12 protein-coding genes and 1 pseudogene are annotated in these 21,147 nt (G+C 71.0%); 9 read left to right on the plus strand and 4 right to left on the minus strand.

Going from position 1 to position 21,147, the window contains the following annotated elements:
• Positions 1-51: 51 nt before the first annotated feature.
• Positions 52-516 (minus strand): nuclear transport factor 2 family protein, encoded by a 465-nt coding sequence (locus tag AC5WS8_RS13885; protein ID WP_496103664.1) that lies wholly within the window; start codon positions 514-516, stop codon positions 52-54.
• 548 nt (positions 517-1,064) lie between these two features.
• Between AC5WS8_RS13885 and AC5WS8_RS13890 the strand changes: the two genes are divergently transcribed.
• The 3 genes from AC5WS8_RS13890 to AC5WS8_RS13900 all read left to right on the plus strand — a co-directional run bounded on the left by AC5WS8_RS13890 (position 1,065) and on the right by AC5WS8_RS13900 (position 7,064).
• The gene (locus tag AC5WS8_RS13890) at positions 1,065-2,000 is read left to right on the plus strand and encodes a DUF72 domain-containing protein (RefSeq protein ID WP_496103665.1); all 936 of its coding nucleotides are present in this window, start codon (positions 1,065-1,067) and stop codon (positions 1,998-2,000) included.
• Between the two features lie 533 nt (positions 2,001-2,533).
• Positions 2,534-3,769 carry an epoxide hydrolase family protein gene (locus AC5WS8_RS13895; RefSeq protein WP_496103666.1) on the plus strand — a complete coding sequence of 412 codons (1,236 nt, stop codon included), beginning with the start codon at positions 2,534-2,536 and terminating at the stop codon, positions 3,767-3,769.
• Between the two features lie 295 nt (positions 3,770-4,064).
• Complete coding sequence (locus tag AC5WS8_RS13900; RefSeq protein ID WP_496103667.1) at positions 4,065-7,064, plus strand: bifunctional [glutamine synthetase] adenylyltransferase/[glutamine synthetase]-adenylyl-L-tyrosine phosphorylase; 3,000 nt, start codon at positions 4,065-4,067, stop codon at positions 7,062-7,064.
• A gap of 39 nt (positions 7,065-7,103) precedes the next feature.
• Here the strand turns inward: AC5WS8_RS13900 and AC5WS8_RS13905 are convergent, their stop codons facing one another.
• Together AC5WS8_RS13905 and AC5WS8_RS13910 are read right to left on the minus strand one after the other, a co-directional pair.
• On the minus strand, positions 7,104-7,976 hold the full coding sequence (locus AC5WS8_RS13905; RefSeq protein WP_496103668.1) for a phosphatase PAP2 family protein: 873 nt from the start codon (positions 7,974-7,976) through the stop codon (positions 7,104-7,106).
• Between the two features lie 243 nt (positions 7,977-8,219).
• Positions 8,220-9,254 carry a LacI family DNA-binding transcriptional regulator gene (locus tag AC5WS8_RS13910; RefSeq protein ID WP_496103669.1) on the minus strand — a complete coding sequence of 345 codons (1,035 nt, stop codon included), beginning with the start codon at positions 9,252-9,254 and terminating at the stop codon, positions 8,220-8,222.
• Between the two features lie 434 nt (positions 9,255-9,688).
• On the opposite strand from AC5WS8_RS13910, the gene AC5WS8_RS13915 reads away from it, so the two are divergent.
• The 4 genes from AC5WS8_RS13915 to AC5WS8_RS13930 all read left to right on the plus strand — a co-directional run bounded on the left by AC5WS8_RS13915 (position 9,689) and on the right by AC5WS8_RS13930 (position 14,835).
• Positions 9,689-10,963 (plus strand): extracellular solute-binding protein, encoded by a 1,275-nt coding sequence (locus AC5WS8_RS13915; protein ID WP_496103670.1) that lies wholly within the window; start codon positions 9,689-9,691, stop codon positions 10,961-10,963.
• A 115-nt stretch (positions 10,964-11,078) separates the two neighbouring features.
• On the plus strand, positions 11,079-12,083 hold the full coding sequence (locus tag AC5WS8_RS13920; protein WP_496103671.1) for a carbohydrate ABC transporter permease: 1,005 nt from the start codon (positions 11,079-11,081) through the stop codon (positions 12,081-12,083).
• A gap of 14 nt (positions 12,084-12,097) precedes the next feature.
• Positions 12,098-13,009, plus strand: a complete 912-nt coding sequence (locus AC5WS8_RS13925; protein ID WP_496103672.1) for a sugar ABC transporter permease — start codon at positions 12,098-12,100, stop codon at positions 13,007-13,009.
• 146 nt (positions 13,010-13,155) lie between these two features.
• Complete coding sequence (locus AC5WS8_RS13930; RefSeq protein ID WP_496103673.1) at positions 13,156-14,835, plus strand: glycoside hydrolase family 13 protein; 1,680 nt, start codon at positions 13,156-13,158, stop codon at positions 14,833-14,835.
• A 2-nt stretch (positions 14,836-14,837) separates the two neighbouring features.
• On the opposite strand, the pseudogene AC5WS8_RS13935 reads toward AC5WS8_RS13930, so the two are convergent.
• Positions 14,838-15,181 (minus strand): annotated as a pseudogene (locus AC5WS8_RS13935) (pyridoxamine 5'-phosphate oxidase family protein); the annotation flags it as partial.
• A gap of 26 nt (positions 15,182-15,207) precedes the next feature.
• Between AC5WS8_RS13935 and AC5WS8_RS13940 the strand changes: the two are divergent.
• Positions 15,208-15,381, plus strand: a complete 174-nt coding sequence (locus tag AC5WS8_RS13940) for a hypothetical protein (protein ID WP_496103674.1) — start codon at positions 15,208-15,210, stop codon at positions 15,379-15,381.
• A 342-nt stretch (positions 15,382-15,723) separates the two neighbouring features.
• Positions 15,724-21,129 (plus strand): pullulanase-type alpha-1,6-glucosidase, encoded by a 5,406-nt coding sequence (gene pulA / locus AC5WS8_RS13945; RefSeq protein WP_496103675.1) that lies wholly within the window; start codon positions 15,724-15,726, stop codon positions 21,127-21,129.
• The last annotated feature ends 18 nt before the right edge of the window (positions 21,130-21,147 follow it).

Raw genomic sequence — 21,147 nt, forward strand, 5'->3', positions numbered from 1 at the left:
ATGCACCGGTCGATGTGCGACCGGTGCATCCCCGTGTGTGGCCCCCCGGGCTCAGCCGGCGTGCACGGGCGACTCCACCGGGGTGTCGCGGTGGATGACCCGGCGCCTGGTGTAGAGGGCGCCGCCCCGGCGCACCAGCTCGTCCTCGACGGTGAAGGTCGGCTCGAAGGCGACGTTGCCCTCGCGGTCGGTCCGGGTGACGAGCGAGTAGTACGACACGTGCAGGGTGTCCTCGTCGGCCGGGTCCGACTCGATCAGCACGTGGTCGAACCAGTGCCGTACCGCGATGTCGCGGTAGCGCGGCAGCGCGGCCCGCATCCCCGCGAGCATCTCCTCCCGCCCGCGCTGCACGGCCCCGCCCGCGTGCACGACCTCCCCGTCCTCGGTGAACGTGGCGGCGAACCCCTCGATGTCGAGCGCGTCGACCCGGCGCATCTGCCATGCGTAGAACGTCCGGACCTCGGCGTAGACCTCACCGGAGACCTGCGCGTAGGTATTCCTGACCGCCTGGGACACGGCGTCTCCCCTCTGTGACAACGGCCACCCGACTCCGGCGGCCCGACTGCCCCCACGTTGCCCGGCCCCGCTCCAGGCGCGCTGGAGGCCCGGTCAGCCGGGCCACAGGGTCGACGAGGTGGGGACCGGGTCTCCTGCACGTTTCCCTGACGCCCCGGCCGCATCCGACGGCCCCCTACGGTGCCCTCCCCGTTGTCCTGCACCGGACGGAAGAACGCGTCGGTGAGGGGAGTGCCATGGAAGGCACCGGGACAACGTGTCGGCGAAGGCCGACGCGGTCGTCTCCTTCCGGCAGGTCGACCCGGACGCCGAGGTGGCGCGGGTACGGCGGTACAGGGAACTGCCGGCCACTTCGACCTCCGGCAGGGGAGGGGCGAGGTGAGCAGCGCGGCCAGAGCATGCCCGCGCCAAGGCGCTTGCGCGCCACGCCCCACGCCCCACGACCGGGCGGATCCCACGCCCCACGACCGGGCGGATGAAGGAGGCGGAGATTCGCTGCCGCTTCGGAACTACCGGAATGGCCGCGCGTCCCCGGGTATACGGCGCCCATGGGCGACATCCTGGTGGGGACGTGTTCCTGGACGGACCGGGCGCTGGTGACGAGCGGCTGGTATCCGCGGGGGCGGCGCGATGCGGAGGGGCGGCTGCGGTTCTACGCCGAGCGGTTTCCCCTGGTGGAGGCTGACTTCTCGTACTACGCGCTGCCCGGCGAACGCACCAGCCGCCTGTGGGCGGAGCGCACACCGGACGGCTTCGTCTTCGACGTCAAGGCGTTCTCGCTGCTGACGGGGCATCCGACGCGGCCGGAGGCGCTGCCCGCCGACCTCCGGTCGGCCCTGGCCCGCCGGCGCGCCCCCGATCCGGACGGCGGTGACGCGGGGCTGCTCGACGAGTTGTGGGCGCGCTTCGCCGAGGCGCTGGAGCCGCTGCGGTGGGCCGGACGGCTCGGGACGGTGCTGTTCCAGTTCCCGCCGTCCCTTGCTCCCGGCGCACGCTCCGAGGCGTTCGTGCGGGCGTGCCGTGAACGGGCCCGGGACTGGCCGTTCGCCGTGGAGTTCCGGCACCCGGAGTGGTGGCGGGGGAAGAGGGGCCCGGCCACCGCCGCACTGCTCGCGGATCTGGACGCCACCGCGGTCGCCGTGGACACCGCGCAGGGACTGCCGGTCTCGGTGCCGCCCGTCGTGCCGGTCACGGCGCGGCGCCTCGCCGTCGTCCGCTTCCACGGGCGCAGCCCGCACTGGGGCACCGGGTCCAAGGAGGACGCCTACCGGCACACGTACACCGCGGGTGAGCTGGCGGAGTGGGTGCCGCGGGTGCGGGACCTGGCCGAGCGGACGGAGCAGGTGCACGTCCTGTTCAACAACTGCTGCGCCGACGCGGCGGTCCGCGCGGCGGAGACGATGCGGCGGCTGCTGGGGGAGGAGGTGCCGCACCAGTTGCGGCATGCCTTCACGCCGGCGCCGGGGCTCCGGCCGGGCGACTGACACCTCGCCACCGCCGCCCGGCGGCCTGCGCATCCGCGCGGATCTCGTCCCCGGCCGCCGGAGCGGGTTCGAGGAGGTTCCTGCGTACGTCCGCGTCCGGGAGGACTTCTCGCGTGCCACGGCGGCCGGCACGAAACCGGAGGCCTGCCGGGCATGGCTGTCGGCGGCTCGGCCCGGTAGGGAACCCTGCCGACGTCGTACGGGGCCCGGTGGCGGGTTCCGGAGCCGGGTGCGCCACTTGGCTGCCGCTTCCGCCACCAGGCGTCCGCCGCTCCGTCGAAGCAGCGGCGGATCTTCGGCCCGGCTCCGGCGCCACCGGACGACGAAGACAGGCCCTCACCCGTGAGATGGCTCACGTGCCGGGGCCTGTTGCGGCGTCCGACCCGGCTGTGCGGTGTCTCACAAGGATCATGGAAACCGGAAACAGGCCCCTGCGGTGACGTCCCTCATCTGCCGAGACCCGTTTCGTCGGTTTCTCACCCCGCCCGGCAGGCCGTCGGCACCGCTTCCCCCGTCCCGTAAGGAGGCACGGCATGACCATCCCGCACGCCTTCCCCCTGGAGCCCACACCGATCCATGTGCCCGACGAGGTCCTCGATGACCTGCGCGCCCGTCTCGCACTGACCCGTCCGCCGCTGGACGAGGGGAACGGGGACTGGTCCTACGGCGTCCCCGACAGCTGTCTTCGTGAGCTGGTCGCCTACTGGCGGGACGGCTACGACTGGCGCGAGGCCGAGGCCGCCATCAACGTCCACGAGCACTACCGGGTGAGCGTCGCCGGTGTCCCGGTGCACTTCATGCGCAAGCCCGGCCGAGGTCCCCGTCCGATCCCGTTGATCCTCACCCACGGCTGGCCGTGGACGTTCTGGCACTGGTCGAAGGTGATCGACCCGCTCGCCGACCCGGCCGCGTTCGGCGGTGACCCCGCCGACGCCTTCGACGTCATCGTGCCGTCCCTGCCCGGCTTCGGTTTCCCCGGCCCGCTCACCGGCTTTCCGGACGTCAACTTCTGGAAGGTCTCCGACCTCTGGCACACCCTGATGACCGAGACCCTGGGATACGAGAAGTACGCCGCCGGGGGCTGCGACATCGGCGGGATCGTCTCCAGTCAGCTCGGCCACAAGTACGCCGACGAGCTGTACGGCATCCACATCGGCTCCGGGCTGCCGCTCGACTTCTTCACCGGCCCCCGCGCCTGGGACTTCGCCCGGAACCGGCCCCTCACCGACGACCAGCCCGCCGACGTCCGCGCCCGCATCATCGAGCTGGACCACCGCTGGGCGTCCCACCTCGCCGTGCACATGCTCGACGGCGCCACCCTGGCCCACGCGCTCAGCGACTCACCCGCCGGACTGCTCGCCTGGCTGCTGGAGCGCTGGAACGCCTGGAGCGACAACGGCGGCGACCTCGAGTCCGTCTTCACCAAGGACGACCTGCTCACCCACGCCACGATCTACTGGGTGAACAACTCCATCGCCACGTCGATGCGTTACTACGCCAACGCCAACCGCTACCCCTGGGTCCCCGCCCACGACCGCACCCCGGTCGTGCAGGCTCCCGTCGGCCTCACCTTCGTCACGTACGAGAACCCGCCCGGCGTCCGCACCGCCGCCGAGCGCGTCCGGGCGTTCAGGACCGGCCCGCCGGCCGACTGGTTCAACCACGTCAACGTCAACGCCCACGACCACGGCGGCCACTTCATCCCCTGGGAGAACCCCGACGCCTGGGTGAGCGACCTGCGCCGCACCTTCCGAGGCCGCAGACCCTGAACGACCCTGCGGGCCTGTCCGGTGACGGCCGCCTTGCGGCGGGCTGCTCCTTGTCGCGGCGCGCAACCGCGCGGCGGACCCCGCGCCGAGCACGCCGCCGGGCGGCGGTGAGCCCTCGTGGGCCACCGGACCGACGTCCGCGGGACGGGCCTCGGGGGCGCTGTCGCGCGCGACGTACCGGTGGTGCGCCCGCTCCCCGCGAGCACCGGAGGGCACCACCCCGGCGCTCCCGTCCCCGTCTCCGGTTACGCTCAGAGCGGCAGGACCTTGATCTCGATGCTCGGGAGGCCGAGGGATGACCGTGCCCCAGGGGCGCAGAAGCAGCACCTTCACCCGACTGCTGCGACACGGTTTCACCGACCCCTCCGCGGCCGAGCGGCTGCTGGAGAGCGTCGAGCTGGCGCCGATAAGGTCCGACCCCGTCCTGCTCGACGCCCTGGGCGCCACCGCCGACCCCGATCTGGCGCTGGGCGGCCTCGTCCGGCTGCTGGAGGCGCAACCCACCCCCACCGCCCGCCGCGAGCTCCTCGACACCCTGATCTCGGCCAAGCCCCTGCGCGACCGGCTGCTCGGTGTCCTCGGCGCCTCCGTGGCGCTCGCCGACCACCTCGCCCGCCACCCCGGCGACTGGCACGCCCTGGTGAACTACGAGCCGCACGACCTCCACCCCGGGGTGGAGGAGTTCGAGCGGCAGCTCGCCGCGGCCGGCGACCCCGTCTCCCTCCGCGTCGCCTACCGCCGCTGCCTGCTGTCGATCGCCGCGCGCGACGTCTGCGGCACCACCGACGTCGCCCAGGCCGCCGCCGAGCTGGCCGACCTCGCCACCGCCACCCTGCGCGCCGCCCTCGGCATCGCCCGCGCCACCGCCCCCGGCGACGCCGCGCTGTGCCGGCTCGCGGTGATCGGGATGGGCAAGTGCGGCGGCCACGAGCTCAACTACGTCTCCGACGTCGACGTCATCTTCGTCGGCGAGGCCGTGAGCGGCGCCGACGAGCGCAAGGCCCTGCAGGCCGCCACCCGGCTGGCCTCGCACATGATGCGGATCTGCTCCGAGGCGACCGTCGAGGGCAGCATCTGGCCGGTGGACGCCAATCTGCGCCCCGAGGGCAGAAACGGTCCGCTGGTGCGCACCCTGACCAGCCACCTCGCCTACTACCAGCGCTGGGCCAAGACCTGGGAGTTCCAGGCCCTGCTCAAGGCGCGCCCGGTGGCCGGCGACCCCGATCTGGGCGAGCAGTACATCGCCACCCTCTCCCCGCTCGTCTGGCAGGCCGCCGAGCGGGAGAACTTCGTCGCCGACGTGCAGAAGATGCGCCGCCGGGTCGTCGAGAACATCCCCGCGGGGGAGGTCGAGCGTGAGCTGAAGCTCGGTCCGGGCGGCCTCAGGGACGTCGAATTCGCCGTCCAGCTGCTGCAGTTGGTGCACGGACGGTCCGACACCTCGCTGCGCAGCGGCACCACCCTCGACGCGCTCAAGGCCCTCGCCGCCGGCGGCTACGTCGGCCGTGCCGACGCCGCCCAGCTCGACGACGCCTACCGCTTCCTGCGCTCCATGGAGCACCGCATCCAGCTCTACCGGCTGCGCCGCACCCACCTCGTCCCCGAGGACGAGGCCGACCAGCGGCGCCTGGGCCGCTCCCTCGGCCTGCGCACCGACCCCGTCGGCGAGCTGAACCGCGAGTGGAAGCGGCACACCGGCGTCGTCCGCCGGCTGCACGAGAAGCTCTTCTACCGGCCGCTGCTCGACGCCGTCGCCCAACTCGCGCCCGGCGAGGCCAGGCTGAGCCCCGACGCGGCCCGGGAGCGGCTCGTCGCCCTCGGCTACGCGGACCCCGCCGCCGCCCTGCGCCACCTGGAGGCGCTGGCGTCCGGCGTCACCCGCAAGGCCGCCATCCAGCGCACCCTGCTGCCCGTGCTGCTCGGCTGGTTCGCCGACTCCGCGGACCCGGACGCGGGACTGCTCAACTTCCGCAAGGTCTCCGACGCGCTCGGCAAGACCCCCTGGTACCTGCGGCTGCTGCGGGACGAGGGCGCCGCCGCCGAGAACCTCGCCCGCGTCCTGTCGGCCGGCCGGCTCGCCCCCGACCTGCTGATGCGGGCCCCCGAGGCGGTGGCCCTGCTGGGCGACGGGGACGGCGGCGGACTCGAACCCCGCTCGCGCGCGCACCTCGAACAGGAGATCCTCGCCGCCGTGGGCCGTGCCGAGAACGCCGCGCAGGCGGTCACGGTGGCGCGCGGCGTACGGCGCCGGGAGCTGTTCCGTACGGCCGCCACGGACATCGTCGGCTCCTACGGCACCGAGGAGACCCCGGCCCGACCCGACCAGGGCGCCCTCGTGGACCTGGTCGGCGGCGCGGTCTCCGACCTGACGGCGGCGACCCTCGCGGGCACCCTGCGGGCGGTGGTACGGGACGGCTGGGGCGACACCCTGCCCACCCGGTTCGCCGTCATCGGCATGGGCCGCTTCGGCGGGCACGAGCTGGGCTACGGCTCCGACGCCGACGTGATCTTCGTGCACGAGCCGCAGGAGGGCGTGGACGAGCGGGAGGCGGCCGAGGCCGCGAACAAGGTGGTCTCGGAGATGCGGCGGCTGCTGCAGCTCCCGAGCACCGACCCGCCCCTGCTCATCGACGCCGACCTCAGACCCGAGGGCAGGTCCGGGCCGCTGGTGCGCACCCTGACGTCGTACGAGGCCTACTACCGGCGCTGGTCGCTGACGTGGGAGGCGCACGCGCTGCTGCGGGCCGAGCCCGTCGCCGGGAACGAGGACCTGGGGCGCCGCTTCATCGAGCTGATCGACCCGCTGCGCTACCCCGCGCAGGGGCTCGGCGACGACGCCGTACGCGAGATCCGGCGCCTGAAGGCCCGCATGGAGTCCGAACGGCTGCCGCGGGGCGCCGACAAGACCCTGCACACCAAGCTGGGCCGCGGCGGTCTGTCGGACGTGGAGTGGACGGTCCAGCTGCTGCAGCTCCAGCACGGCCGGTCGGTACCGGGCCTGCGCACCACCCGCACCCGCGCCGCCCTCGCCGCCGCGTGCGCCGCCGACCTGATCTCCGAGGAGGACGCCGCGATCCTGGACGAGGCCTGGGTCCTGGCCACCCGGGTGCGCAACGCGGTGATGCTGGTCCGGGGCCGCGCCGGCGACACGTTCCCCTCCGAGGCCCGTGAGCTGGCCGCCGTGGGCCGCTACCTCGGGTACGGCCCGGGCCATGTCGGGGACATGCTGGACGACTACCGGCGGACGACACGCCGGGCACGGGGCGTGGTGGAGGCACTGTTCTACGGGGCGTGACGCGTCAGCGGCGGCAGGGCCCGTCCGCACGGTGGTGCGTCACGCCCGCACCGCCACCGGCGCGGGCTCGCCCGCCGTCGCCACCCGTCGCGGCACTTCGTACGGCAGCGCGCCGTACCAGAGGCGGGCCACCGTGAAGCCGCCCGCCAGGCACAGCGTGCCGCCCACCGCGTCCAGCCAGAAGTGGTTGGCCGTGGCGACGATCACCACCAGTGTCGTCGCCGGGTACAGCAGCCCGAGGACCCGCGCCCACGGCACCGTCGACAGCGCGAAGATCGTCAGACCGCACCACAGCGACCAGCCGATGTGCATCGACGGCATCGCCGCGTACTGGTTCGACATGTCCTTCAGGTCGCCCGACGCCATCGAGCCCCACGTGTGGTGCACGACCACCGTGTCGACGAAGTGCCCGCCGTTCATCAGGCGCGGCGGCGCCAGCGGGAAGAAGTAGTAGCCGAGCAGCGCCAACCCGGTCGTGGCGAACAGGGCCAGCCGGGTGGCCGCGTACCGGCCCGGATGGCTGCGGTACAGCCACACCAGCACGGACAGCGTCACCACGAAGTGCAGTGTGGCGTAGTAGTAGTCCATCCCGACGATCAGCCATGTCACCGCGTTCACGGTGTGATTGACCGAGTCCTCGACGGCGACGCCCAGATGGTTCTCCAGCCGCCACACCCAGTCGGCGTTGCCCAGCGCCTCGGCCTTCTGCTCCGGTACGGCGTTGCGGATCAGTGAGTACGTCCAGTAACTCAGTGCGATCAGCAGGATCTCGAACCAGAAGCGGGGGCGGCGAGGGGTGCGGATCCGGCCCAGGGGGCCGGTGAGCGCACGCTCCCGCACCGCGCTCGTGTCGGGCCGGGGACCGGCCTGTTCCCGGCTCCCCACCACCGCCGTCACGGTCCTGTCACCCATAGGTACAGAGTGTGCCAGAAAAGCCGATCCGCGCCGATCATCCCTGGAAGGAGCCCGGCTGTCTGTTGTCCGACCGGCGTTCTGGTGAACAGCGCCGGAACCCCTGCCCGGTCTGGTGCCGGCAGGCGACGTCCGCCCGTCCAGGAGCGGCGTGCGGTGCGTGCTCTGGGGGCACCCCCTGCTCGAAGAGCTCGGGGGAGCGTGCCGGGCGTCGCGACGGGGCGGACGTCGCCTGTTGCGGCACTAGGGACGATTCCGGTCCCCGGGGGCCGAAGCCGTCGACCCGCGCACCACCAGCTCCGGCATGAAAACGAACTCACTGTGGGGCGCGGGCGTGCCGCCGATCTCCTCCAGCAACGTGCGCACCGCCGCCTGTCCCATCGCGGGGACCGGCTTGCGGATCGTCGTCAGCGGCGGGTCCGTGAACGCGATGAGCGGCGAGTCGTCGAAGCCCACCACCGAGATGTCCGTGGGGACTTCCAGCCCCCGCTGCCGAGCCGCCCGTATCGCCCCGAGCGCCATCATGTCGCTCGCGCACACCACCGCCGTGCAGTCCCGGTCGATCAGCGCGGACGCCGCCGCCTGGCCGCCTTCGAGGGTGTAGAGGGAGTGCTGGATCAGCCGGGTCTCGACGTCCTCCACGCTCAGCCCGAGCTGCTCCTGCATGGTGCGCACGAAGCCCTCGATCTTGCGCTGCACCGGCACGAACCGCTTGGGCCCGAGCGCGAGCCCGATCCGGGTGTGCCCCAGCGAGGCCAGGTGCGTGACCGCGAGTGCCATCGCCGCGCGGTCGTCGGGGGAGATGAACGGCGCCTGCACCTTCGGCGAGAACCCGTCGACCAGCACGTACGGCACGCCCTGGGCGCGCAGCCGTTCGTAGCGCTGCATGTCGGCCGTGGTGTCCGCGTGGAGCCCGGAGACGTAGATGATCCCGGCGACCCCGCGGTCCACGAGCATCTCCGTCAGCTCGTCCTCGGTGGAACCGCCCGGCGTCTGCGTCGCCAGCACCGGCGTGTACCCCTGCCGGGTCAGGGCCTGGCCTATGACCTGGGCGAGGGCGGGGAATATCGGGTTCTCCAGCTCCGGGGTGATCAGGCCCACCAGGCCCTCGCTGCGCTGCCGCAGCCGGACCGGGCGCTCGTAGCCGAGCACGTCGAGGGCGGCCAGCACGGACTGGCGGGTGGTCGCCGCGACGCCCGGCTTTCCGTTCAGGACACGGCTGACGGTCGCCTCGCTGACCCCCGCCTGCGCCGCGATGTCGGCAAGCCGTGTGGTCACGGCACCGGACTGTACCGGTCGAACCTCCGTTTGTGTATCAAACGGACGCCGGGTCCGCGCGGTGGAACGGCCCGGTGCGGGTTGCTGCGTCATCGCGCTCCCTCATGTCGTGTTCGGCGTCCGGTCCGCAACGGGATGAGTCCCGTGCCGGTGATGTGTGGCAAGCCCTTGCAGAGTCTTGCACAAGTGCTCGCAGTCCCGTCACGACCCCGCCCAGCAGCGCAGAATCCAGGTCTACGGCCCCTCACGACGAGGTCACGACGACGTAACCATCATGCGGTCTTGCACTTTTTTGCTGCAAGGTCTTTCGCAAGGCTTGCATCGCTGTTACGTTCACCGTCGCCCGGCGGCCGCAACGGCGCAGTCGGCAAGTCGACAGGGACGGCGGACGGGACCGTCACCTGCACACGGGCTTTCACCCTCAAGGAGAACTCATGCGGCGTGGCATAGCGGCCACCGCGCTGGTGGCGTCCCTCGCCCTCGCGGCGACGGCCTGCGGCGGAAGTGACAGCGGCGGCGGCAAGTCCGACGGCCCGGTCACCATCACCTGGTGGGACACCTCCAACGCCACCAATGAGGCGCCGACGTACAAGGCACTGATCGCGGACTTCGAGAAGGCCAACCCGACCATCAAGGTCACGTACGTCAACGTCCCCTTCGACCAGGCGCAGAACAAGTTCGACACCGCCGCAGGCTCCAAGGGCGCCCCCGACGTGCTGCGGTCCGAGGTCGGCTGGACCCCTGCCTTCGCCAAGAAGGGCTACTTCCTGCCGCTGGACGGCACCGAGGCCCTGGCCGACCGGAGCAAGTTCCAGCCCAGTCTGATCAAGCAGGCCCAGTACGACGGCAAGACCTACGGCGTGCCGCTGGTCACCGACACCCTCGCCCTCGTCTACAACAAGGCCCTCTTCAAGAAGGCCGGCATCACCACGCCCCCCAAGACGTGGGACGAGCTGAAGGCCGACTCCGCCAAGATCGACGCCAAGGAGAACGTCTACGGCTACTGGGGCTCCACCCAGGCCTACTACGCCCAGACCTTCCTCTACGGCGAGGGCACCGACACCGTCGACGCCGGCGCCAAGAAGATCACCGTGGACTCGGCCGCCGCGAAGAAGGCCTACGGCACCTGGCTCAGCCTCTTCCACGGACAGGGCCTGCACAAGGCCGACACCACCGCCGACGCGTACGCCCACATCCAGGACGCGTTCGTCAACGGCAAGGTGGCCTCGATCATCCAGGGTCCCTGGGAGATCACGAACTTCTACAAGGGCTCCGCCTTCCAGGACAAGTCCAACCTCGGCATCGCCACCGTCCCGGCCGGCTCCACCGGCAAGGCGGGTGCCCCGACCGGCGGCCACAACCTCTCGGTCTACGCCGGCTCCGACAAGGCCCACCAGGAAGCGGCCCTGAAGTTCGTCAACTTCATGACCTCGGCGAAGTCCCAGGAGACCATCGCCCTGAAGAACTCCACGCTGCCCACGCGCGACGACGCCTACACCGCCCAGGTCAAGGCCGACCCCGGCATCGCCGGCTACCAGGCGGTCCTGCCCGCCGCCCAGCCGCGCCCGGCGCTGCCCGAGTACAGCTCCCTGTGGGGCCCGCTCGACACCGAGCTGCCCAAGATCGCCGGCGGCTCGGAACCGCTGGACAAGGGCCTGAGCAACGTGGAACTCGCGATCGCCAAGCTGGTCCCCGACTTCAGCAAGTGAGCCGAGTGGCCGTCGGATCCTCCGCACAGGAACCTGGGGGAGGGATCCGGCGGCCACCGGGCTGTGCCCGGGCCCGCCCCTCGATCTCCCCTGATCCCCTCGAAGGTGTCGCACCATGACTGTCGCCATCGACCGCGCGACCGGCAAGCGCCGCGGTGACCGCGGGCCCCGGCCCGGCCTGGGCCGGCGCATCAAACACGCCTACCAGAAGCACTGGTACGCCTACGCGATGATCACCCCGGTCGCCGTCGTGCTCGGCGCGCTCGTGATCTATCCGCTGGTGTACGGCTTCTACCTCACGCTGACCGACGCCAACAGCCTCAACAGCGCCCGCACGATCGGCGTCAACCACATCGGCGCCACCTACAAGTTCATCGGGCTCGGCAACTACAAGGACGTCCTGTTCGGCCCGTTGTCCTACGACCGCTTCTGGTCGCACTTCATCTGGACGATCGTGTGGACGGTCGTCTGCGTCACCCTGCACTACACCATCGGCCTGGGCCTCGCGCTGCTGCTCAAGAAGAACTTCCGCGGGCGCACCCTCTACCGGCTGATCCTGGTGTTGCCCTGGGCCGTGCCCACCTTCGTCACCGTCTTCGGCTGGCGCTTCATGCTCGCCGACAGCGGCATCATCAACGCCGCCCTGCACGCCCTCCACCTGCCCCAGCCGCAGTGGCTGGAGGACACCTTCTGGCAGCGGTTCGCCGCGATCATGGTCAACACCTGGTGCGGTGTACCGTTCATGATGCTGTCGCTGCTCGGCGGGCTGCAGGCCATCGACGCCTCGCTGTACGAGGCCGCCGAGATGGACGGCGCGAGCGCCTGGCAGCGCTTCCGGTACGTCACCGTGCCGGGACTGAGGTCCGTCAGCTCCACCGTCGTCCTGCTCGGCGTCATCTGGACCTTCAACCAGTTCGCCATCATCTTCCTGCTGTTCGGCAACACGGCGCCGGACGCCCAGATCCTCGTCACCTGGGCGTACTACCTGGGCTTCGGTCAGCAGCCGCGTGACTTCGCGCAGTCCGCCACCTACGGCATCCTGCTGCTGGCCATCCTGATCGTCTTCACCTCCTTCTACCGCCGCTGGCTGAACCGCAACGACCAGCAGCTCGCGATCTAAGGCAGGAGTCCGAAATGAGTACGACCACGGTCGAGACCTCCTCCGCGGTGACCGGGCGGCCCGTCGCGGACACCCCGCGGCGCAGGGCGCGCCGGCGCGGCGAGCACGGCCCGCTCGCGCACCTCGCCTCGCACACGGTGCTGATCGTCGCGAGCCTGATCGCCTTCTTCCCGGTCGGCTGGCTGATCTTCCTGTCCCTCGGTCCGGACAAGGACGACTACCTGCACCCGGGACAGATCTGGCACACGATGACGCTGGACAACTACGCGTTCGTCCTCCAGCACACCAGCTTCTTCGACTGGCTGAAGAGCACGCTGGTCGTCGTCGCCGGCACCACGGTCATCGGCGTGCTGATCGCCGCCACCACCGGATACGCCGTCTCCCGCATGCGCTTCCCCGGCTACCGGAAGTTCATGTGGCTGCTGCTGCTCACCCAGATGTTCCCGATCGCCGTCCTGATCGTGCCGATGTACCAGATCATGTCGGACCTGGGGCTCATCGACACCTACCTCGGCCTGATCGTGATCAACAGCACGACGATCGTGCCCTACTGCGCCTGGCTGCTGAAGGGGTACTTCGACACGATCCCCTTCGAGATCGACGAGGCGGGCCGGGTCGACGGACTCAGCCCCTTCGGCACCTTCGTCAGGCTGATCCTGCCGCTCGCCAAGCCGGGCCTCGCGGTCGCCGCGTTCTACGCCTTCCTCACCGCGTTCGGCGAGGTCGCCTTCGCCTCGACGTTCATGCTGAGCGACTCCCACTACACCTTCGCCGTCGGCCTGCAGAGCTTCGTCAGCGAGCACGACGCCCAGCGCAACCTGATGGCCGCCACCGCGGTGCTGATCGCGATACCCGTGTCCGCGTTCTTCTACCTGGTGCAGAAGAACCTGGTGACCGGCCTCACCGCGGGCGGCACGAAGGGCTGAGCCCGACGTTCTTCCCGGCTCCCGCGCGGCGTGCCGCGCGGGTGGCGGCCGCGGTGCGCCCATCCGACCCCGCTGCCACCGCGGCCGCCTCGTCACCCGACCGCCGTACCCATGCCCATGACCCGAACCTCGTTATCAAGGACGCCATGAGCCAGCACTCCGCCGACCCGGCCCCGAACACCGCCCTCGCCACCGTCGCCTCCCACCGCGACTGGTGGCGGGACGCGGTGATCTACCAGGTCTATCCGCGCAGCTTCGCCGACAGCAACGGCGACGGCATGGGCGACCTGGAGGGCGTACGTTCCCGACTCCCGTATCTGCGCGACCTCGGCGTGGACGCCGTGTGGCTCAGCCCCTTCTACGCCTCACCGCAGGCCGACGCCGGCTACGACGTCGCGGACTACCGTGCCGTCGACCCCATGTTCGGTACGTTGCTGGACGCGGACGCGCTGATCCGCGACGCCCACGGGCTGGGCCTGCGCATCATCGTCGACCTCGTCCCCAACCACTCCTCGGACCAGCACGAATGGTTCAGGCGAGCGGTCGCCGAGGGGCCGGGATCACCGCTCAGGGACCGCTACCACTTCCGCCCGGGCAAGGGCCGGAACGGCGAACTCCCGCCGAACGACTGGGAGTCCATCTTCGGCGGCCCGGCATGGACGCGGGTCAGCGAACCGGACGGCACCCCCGGCGAGTGGTACCTGCACCTGTTCGCGCCCGAACAGCCCGACTTCAACTGGAACCACCCGGCCGTCGGCGACGAGTTCCGCTCCATCCTCCGCTTCTGGCTGGACATGGGCGTCGACGGCTTCCGTATCGACGTCGCCCACGGCCTGGTGAAGGCGGAGGGGCTGCCCGACCTGGGTGCCCACGACCAGCTCAAGCTGCTGGGCAACGATGTCATGCCGTTCTTCGACCAGGACGGTGTGCACGAGATCTACCGCGAGTGGCGCACCATCCTCGACGAGTACACGGGCGACCGAATCTTCGTGGCGGAGGCCTGGACCCCGACGATCGAGCGCACCGCGCACTACGTCCGCCCGGACGAACTGCATCAGGCCTTCAACTTCCAGTACCTGAGCACCCACTGGGACGCGGCGGAACTGCGCGACGTCATCGACCGCACCCTGGACGCCATGCGCCCCGTCGGCGCCCCCGCCACCTGGGTCCTGTCCAACCACGACGTGACCCGGCACGCCACCCGCTTCGCCCACGACGCCGCCCTCGGCACCCAGATCCGCGACGCCGGCGACCGGGAACTCGGCCTCAGGCGGGCGAGGGCGGCGACCCTGCTGATGCTGGCGCTGCCGGGTTCGGCGTATGTCTACCAGGGCGAGGAACTGGGCCTCCCGGATGTCGTGGACCTCCCCGACGAAGTACGCCAGGACCCCGCCTACTTCCGGGGCGCCGGCCAGGACGGCTTCCGCGACGGCTGCCGGGTCCCGATCCCGTGGACGCGTACCGGCTCGTCGTACGGCTTCGGCAGCGGCGGCAGCTGGCTCCCGCAGCCGGCGAACTGGGCCGAGCTGAGCGTGGAGGCCCAGCAGGGCGTACCGGACTCCACCCTGGAGCTGTACCGCACGGCCCTCGCCGCCCGCCGCGCCCACCCCGACCTGGGCGCGGGCGACGAGGTGGAGTGGCTCAAGGCCCCCGAGGGCGTCCTGGCCCTCCGCCGGGGCGACTTCGTCTGCGTGGCGAACACGACGGGTGAGGCGGTGACGATCCCGGCGTACGGGCGCGTCCTGGTCGCCAGCGCGGAGGTGACGATCGCGGACGCGGAGGCGAAGCTGCCGTCGGACACCACCGTGTGGTGGACGGCTTCCTGACGTCAGGTCACCCCCAGGCCATCGACTCCTCGTGCCGTGCGCCGCGCCGCGTTCGGAGGCTCCACGTCCCAGCGGTCGATGGCGAGCGCCGTGCCGTACCGCCGGTTCACCTCAACCGGATGACCACTCGGCGCTCGGCCACCGGCTGCTCGAGGAACGCGTCTTCGTCGTCCGGCCTCGCGGCCTGCGGGATCGTCTCCAGCAGTTCCCGGCCGACCGCGTCGCCCGGAACCGTCGTGACCCCGGAGACCTCGGCCGCGCCTTCGGCGACGGCGAACGACCACACGTCGCCGCCCTGCATGTGCAGGGCGGCACGCGGGTCGCGCCGCAGGTGCGAGACCTTGACGCTTCGCCCGTCGTCCGCCGTTCCGGTTGACGGTCGCGCTCACCGTCGGGGTCGAGCCGCCGCCCGTGTCGGTGCAGCCGACCGTGCACGTGCAGTCCGCGTTGTGGAACGCCACCGCGCTCTTCGCCGGGACCGTGATGCTCGCGTTGCCCCCGGACACGGCGGTCTTCGTCGCCCCGCCGTCGGTCACGTTCGCGTAGGTGCCGTCCGCCCGTGCGGGCGCGGCGGGCAGCGCTGTCGCGCCCGCGAGCGCCAGGGCGCCGGCGGCCACGGCGCTCGCGCTGCGGTGGAAGACACCCGGGGCTCGGCGTCTGTTCATCTGCGGCTCCGAAAGGTGGGGTTCTTCTCTCAACCAGGTGGGAACGCGGGCGTGTTGAGAAGGTCACGTCAAGGTTGACGATGAAAGTTCTTGCTGTCACTTTCAACCCTCTTGCTGTAAACCTTTCGTCGGCGATACGGTCACGCGGGCGCCCGGCGACGAAGCCGTCCCGCGGCGCAGGGGTCGGACCCACCTGAGCCGTATTCGCAAGGAGTTCACGCCTGTGATACCGAGATGGCCGGCGCCCGGGACGCGCCGCACCCCGGACCGGAGGAGGGTCGCCGCCGGCCTCGTCGCCGCGCTCGCCGCCGCTCTTCTCCCGCCCCTCACGGCGCACGCCGCCACCCCGCCCGCGCCCCCCTCCGACGCCCGGCTGGCCGCGCAGCCCGCCCGGCACGGTGACACCCGCGAGCAGTTCTACTTCGTCATGCCGGACCGTTTCGCCAACGGGACCCCCTCCAACGACCGCGGCGGACTCACCGGCTCACGCCTGGCCACCGGCTACGACCCCACCGACAAGGGCTTCTACCAGGGCGGCGACCTCAAGGGCCTCACCGACCGGCTCGACTACATCAAGGGCCTGGGGACCACCGCCATCTGGATGGCCCCGATCTTCAAGAACCAGCCCGTTCAGGGCACGGGTGCGAACGCATCGGCCGGGTACCACGGGTACTGGGTCACCGACTTCACCCAGGTCGACCCGCACTTCGGCACGAACAAGGACCTGAAGACCCTCATCTCCAAGGCGCACGCCAAGGGCATGAAGGTCTTCTTCGACGTCATCACCAACCACACCGCCGACGTCGTGAACTACAAGGAGAAGGCGTCCGACTACCTCTCCAAGGGCGCCTTCCCCTATCTGACCAAGGACGGCCGGCCCTTCGACGACGCCGACTACGCCGCCGGCGGCAGGAAGTTCCCGGCCGTCGACACCGGCTCCTTCCCGTACACCCCGCAGGTCGCGAGCAACATCAAGGTCCCGTCCTGGCTCAACGACCCGACGATGTACCACAACCGTGGCGACTCCACCTACGCCGGCGAGTCCACCACGTACGGCGACTTCTCCGGCCTGGACGACCTGTGGACCGAGCGTCCCGAGGTCGTGCACGGCATGGAGAAGATCTACGAGCGGTGGGTGAAGGACTTCGCCGTCGACGGCTTCCGGATCGACACCGTCAAGCACGTCGACATGCCGTTCTGGACCCAGTGGGCGACCGCGCTCGACACGTACGCGGCGGCGCACGGCCGGAAGAACTTCTTCATGTTCGGCGAGGTCTACTCGGCCGACACCTCCATCACCTCGCCGTACGTCACCCAGGGCCGCCTCGACGCGACGCTCGACTTCCCCTTCCAGGACGCGGTCCGCACCTACGCCTCCCAGGGCGGCAGCGCGCAGAAGCTCGCGGACGTCTTCGCGGACGACTACACGTACACGACCGACAAGGCCAACGCCTATGAGCAGGTCACCTTCCTCGGCAACCACGACATGGGCCGCATCGGGCACTTCCTCGAGCAGGACAACCCGAAGGCGTCCGACGCCGAGCTGCTCCGGAAGGACCGCCTGGCCAACGAGGTGATGTTCCTCAGCCGTGGCAACCCGGTGGTCTACTACGGCGACGAACAGGGCTTCACCGGCTCCGGCGGCGACAAGGACGCCCGCCAGACCATGTTCGCCTCCAAGGTCGCCGACTACCTCGACGACGACGAGATCGGCACCGACCGCACCCACGCGAGCGACTCCTACGACACGAGCGCACCGCTCTACAAGGAGATCGCCGCTCTCGCCGAGCTGCGCGAGGCCAACCCGGCGCTGACCGACGGCGTCCAGACCGAGCGCTACGCGGCCGACGGCGCCGGCGTCTACGCCTTCACCCGCACCGACGCGAAGACGGGCCAGGAGTACGTCGTCGCGCTCAACAACGCGGACGAGGCGAAGACGGCGACCTTCGCGACCGGCTCGGCGCACATGGCGTACCACGGCATCCACGGCACGAAGGACACCCTCACCACCGACGGCGACCGCAAGCTCACCGTCACCGTCCCGGCCGGTACCGCCGTCGTCTACAAGGCCGCCGGTACCCTCGCCGAGCCCGCCACGAAGCCGGTCCTCACCCTCAGGGCCCCGGCCACCGGGGCCACCGGCACCGTCGAGGTCACCGCCGACGTCGACGGGGGAGGGCTGAACCGTGTCGTCTTCGCGGCCCAGGTCGGAAACGGCAGGTGGAAGACGCTCGGCTCCGCCGACCACGCCCCCTACAAGGTCACCCAGACCATCGGCACGGACGTACCCGCCGGGACCGCCCTGCGCTACAAGGCGGTCGTCGTCGACTCGGCCGGGCACACCGCGAGCGCCACGGCGAGCAGCACCACCGGCACCCCGCCCGCGCCGGAGGTCCCCACGGCCTCCTCCCGGGACTACGTGATCGTCCACTACAAGCGCACCGACGGCGACTACGGCAACTGGGGCCTGTACGCCTGGGGCGACATCGCCGACGGCGAGGCCACGAACTGGCCCGCCAGCCACCCCTTCACCGGCCGCGACGCCTACGGCGCGTTCGCCTGGGTCAGGCTCAGGCCCGGCGCCTCCAACGTCGGCTTCCTGGTCGTCGACAAGGACGGCAACAAGGACGTCTCCGCCGACCGGAGCATCGACGTCACCAGGACGGGGGAGGTGTGGGTCGAGCAGGGGAAGACGGACGTCCTCACGCAGAAGCCCGACTATCCCGCGCAGGACCACACCAAGGCCGTCATCCACTACCACCGCGCCGACGGCGACTACGACGGCTGGGGCCTGCACGTGTGGACCGGTGCCGCGAACCCCACCGACTGGGCCGCCCCCCTGAAGCCGGTGCGGACCGACGCGTACGGCGCGGTCTTCGAGGTGCCGCTCGCCGCCGGTGCCACCAGCCTCAGCTACATCGTCCACAAGGGCGACGAGAAGGATCTCCCGGCCGACCAGTCCCTCGACCTCAAGGCCGATGGCTACGAGGTGTGGCTGTTGAACGGCCGGGAGAAGTACCTGCTGCCGCAGCCGGCGGGCAGCGCGGCCGCGCTCGACCCGACCACCTCCAAGGCGATCTGGATCGACCGGAACACCGTCGCCTGGAACGGCGCCGAGGGCGCCGCCTCCACCCAGCTGCTGTACTCCCACGACGGCTCGATCACCGTCAAGGACGGGACGCTGACCAGCGACGACGAGCGCTGGCTCCGGCTGACGAAGACCACCCTCAGCGACACCCAGAAGGCGAAGTTCCCGCACCTCAAGGACTACACCGCCTGGTCCGTCGACCCGCGTGACCGGGACCGGGTGCGCGAGGCCCTGAACGGGCAGCTCGTGGCCTCCCAGCGGGCCGCGAACGGCGCGGTGCTGGCCGCGACCGGTGTGCAGATCGCCGGTGTGCTGGACGACCTGTACGCCGGCGCCACCGAGGCCGCGCTGGGCCCGGTCTTCCACCACGGCAGGCCCACCCTGTCGGTGTGGGCGCCGACAGCCCAGTCCGTCCGCCTGGACCTCGACGGACACCGCGTGACGATGCACCGGAACGGCGCCACCGGCGTCTGGTCCGTCACCGGTCCCGCGTCCTGGAAGGGCAAGCCCTACCGGTACGTCGTGAAGGTGTGGGCGCCCAGCGTGCGCAAGGTGGTCACCAACGAGGTCACCGACCCGTACTCGGACGCGCTCACCGCGAACTCCGAGCGCAGCCTCGTGGTCGACCTGAACGACAGGTCCCTCGCCCCGAAGGGCTGGTCGGACCTGCACAAGCCCAAGGCCGTGCCGCTGAGGGACGCGCAGATCCAGGAACTGCACATCCGTGACTTCTCGGTGGCCGACAACACCGTCCCGGCCAAGGACCGGGGCACCTACCTGGCCTTCACCGACAAGAACAGCGAGGGCTCGAAGCATCTGCGCGCACTGGCCAGGGCCGGCACGTCGTACGTGCACCTGCTGCCGGCCTTCGACATCGCCACCGTCCCCGAGAGGAAGGCCGACCAGGCCACTCCCGACTGCGACCTGGCCTCCTACCCGGCCGACTCCGACCAGCAGCAGGAGTGCGTGGCGAAGACCGCCGCGAAGGACGCCTACAACTGGGGCTACGACCCGTACCACTACACGGTCCCCGAGGGCTCGTACGCGACCGACCCCGACGGCACCGCCCGCACGGTCCAGTTCCGCAGGATGGTGCAGGCGCTCAACCAGGACGGCCTCCGGGTCGTCATGGACGTCGTCTACAACCACACGGCGGCCGCCGGTGAGGCCGACACCTCCGTGCTCGACCGCATCGTGCCCGGCTACTACCAGCGGCTCCTCGCCGACGGCTCCGTGGCCAACAGCACCTGCTGCGCCAACACGGCGCCGGAGAACGCGATGATGGGCAAGCTGGTCGTGGACTCGATCGTCACCTGGGCCAGGGACTACAAGGTCGACGGGTTCCGCTTCGACCTCATGGGCCACCACCCGAAGGCCAACATCCTGGCGGTACGGAAGGCCCTCGACGCGCTGACCCCCGCCAAGGACGGCGTCGACGGCAAGAAGATCATCCTGTACGGGGAGGGCTGGAACTTCGGGGAGGTCGCGAACGACGCCCGGTTCGTGCAGGCCACGCAGAAGAACATGGCCGGCACCGGCATCGCCACCTTCTCCGACCGCGCCCGTGACGCCGTGCGCGGCGGCAGCCCCTTCGACTCCGACCCCGGCATCCAGGGCTTCGCGTCCGGGCTGTACACCGACCCGAACACCTCCACCGCGAACGGCACTCCGGCCGAGCAGAAGGCCCGGCTGCTGCACTACCAGGACCTGATCAAGGTGGGGCTGACCGGCAACCTCGCCAAGTACCACTTCACGGACACGGACGGCAAGGAGGTCACCGGCGCGGTGATCGACTACGGCGGCTCGCCCGCCGGCTACGCGGACGCGCCCGGTGACGCCCTCGCCTACGTCGACGCGCACGACAACGAGTCGCTGTTCGACGCGCTGACGTACAAGCTGCCGAAGGACACCCCGGCTGCGGACCGGGCCCGGATGCAGGTGCTGGCGATGGCCACGGCCGCCCTCTCGCAGGGGCCGTCCCTGTCCCAGGCGGGCACCGACCTGCTGCGCTCGAAGTCGCTGGACCGCAACTCCTTCGACAGCGGCGACTGGTTCAACGCCATCCACTGGGACTGCGCCGACGGCAACGGCTTCGGCCGCGGGCTGCCCATGGCCGCCGACAACCGGTCCACGTGGGACTACGCCCGGCCGCTGCTGACGAGCGTCAAGGTGGGCTGCCCGCAGATCACCGGTGCCTCGGCCGCCTACCGGGATCTGCTGCGGATCCGGACCACCGAGCCCGTCTTCTCCCTCGCCACCGCCGACCAGGTGCAGTCGCACCTCTCCTTCCCGCTCTCCGGGAAGGACGAGACACCCGGCGTGATCACGATGGAGCTGGGCGACCTGGTCGTCGTCTTCAACGCGACGCCGACGGCCAAGGAGCAGACGGTCGCCGCCCTGGCCGGACAGCATTACGCGCTGCACCCGGTGCAGGCCGGGGGCGCGGACCCTGTCGTCAAGTCGGCCTCCTTCGCGGCGGAATCCGGCACGTTCGCCGTTCCGGGCCGTACCGTCGCGGTCTTCACCCGGGGCACGCCCTAGGGCACCAGCGTGGTGGGG

The organism is Streptomyces sp. PTL18 (genome assembly GCF_059510295.1).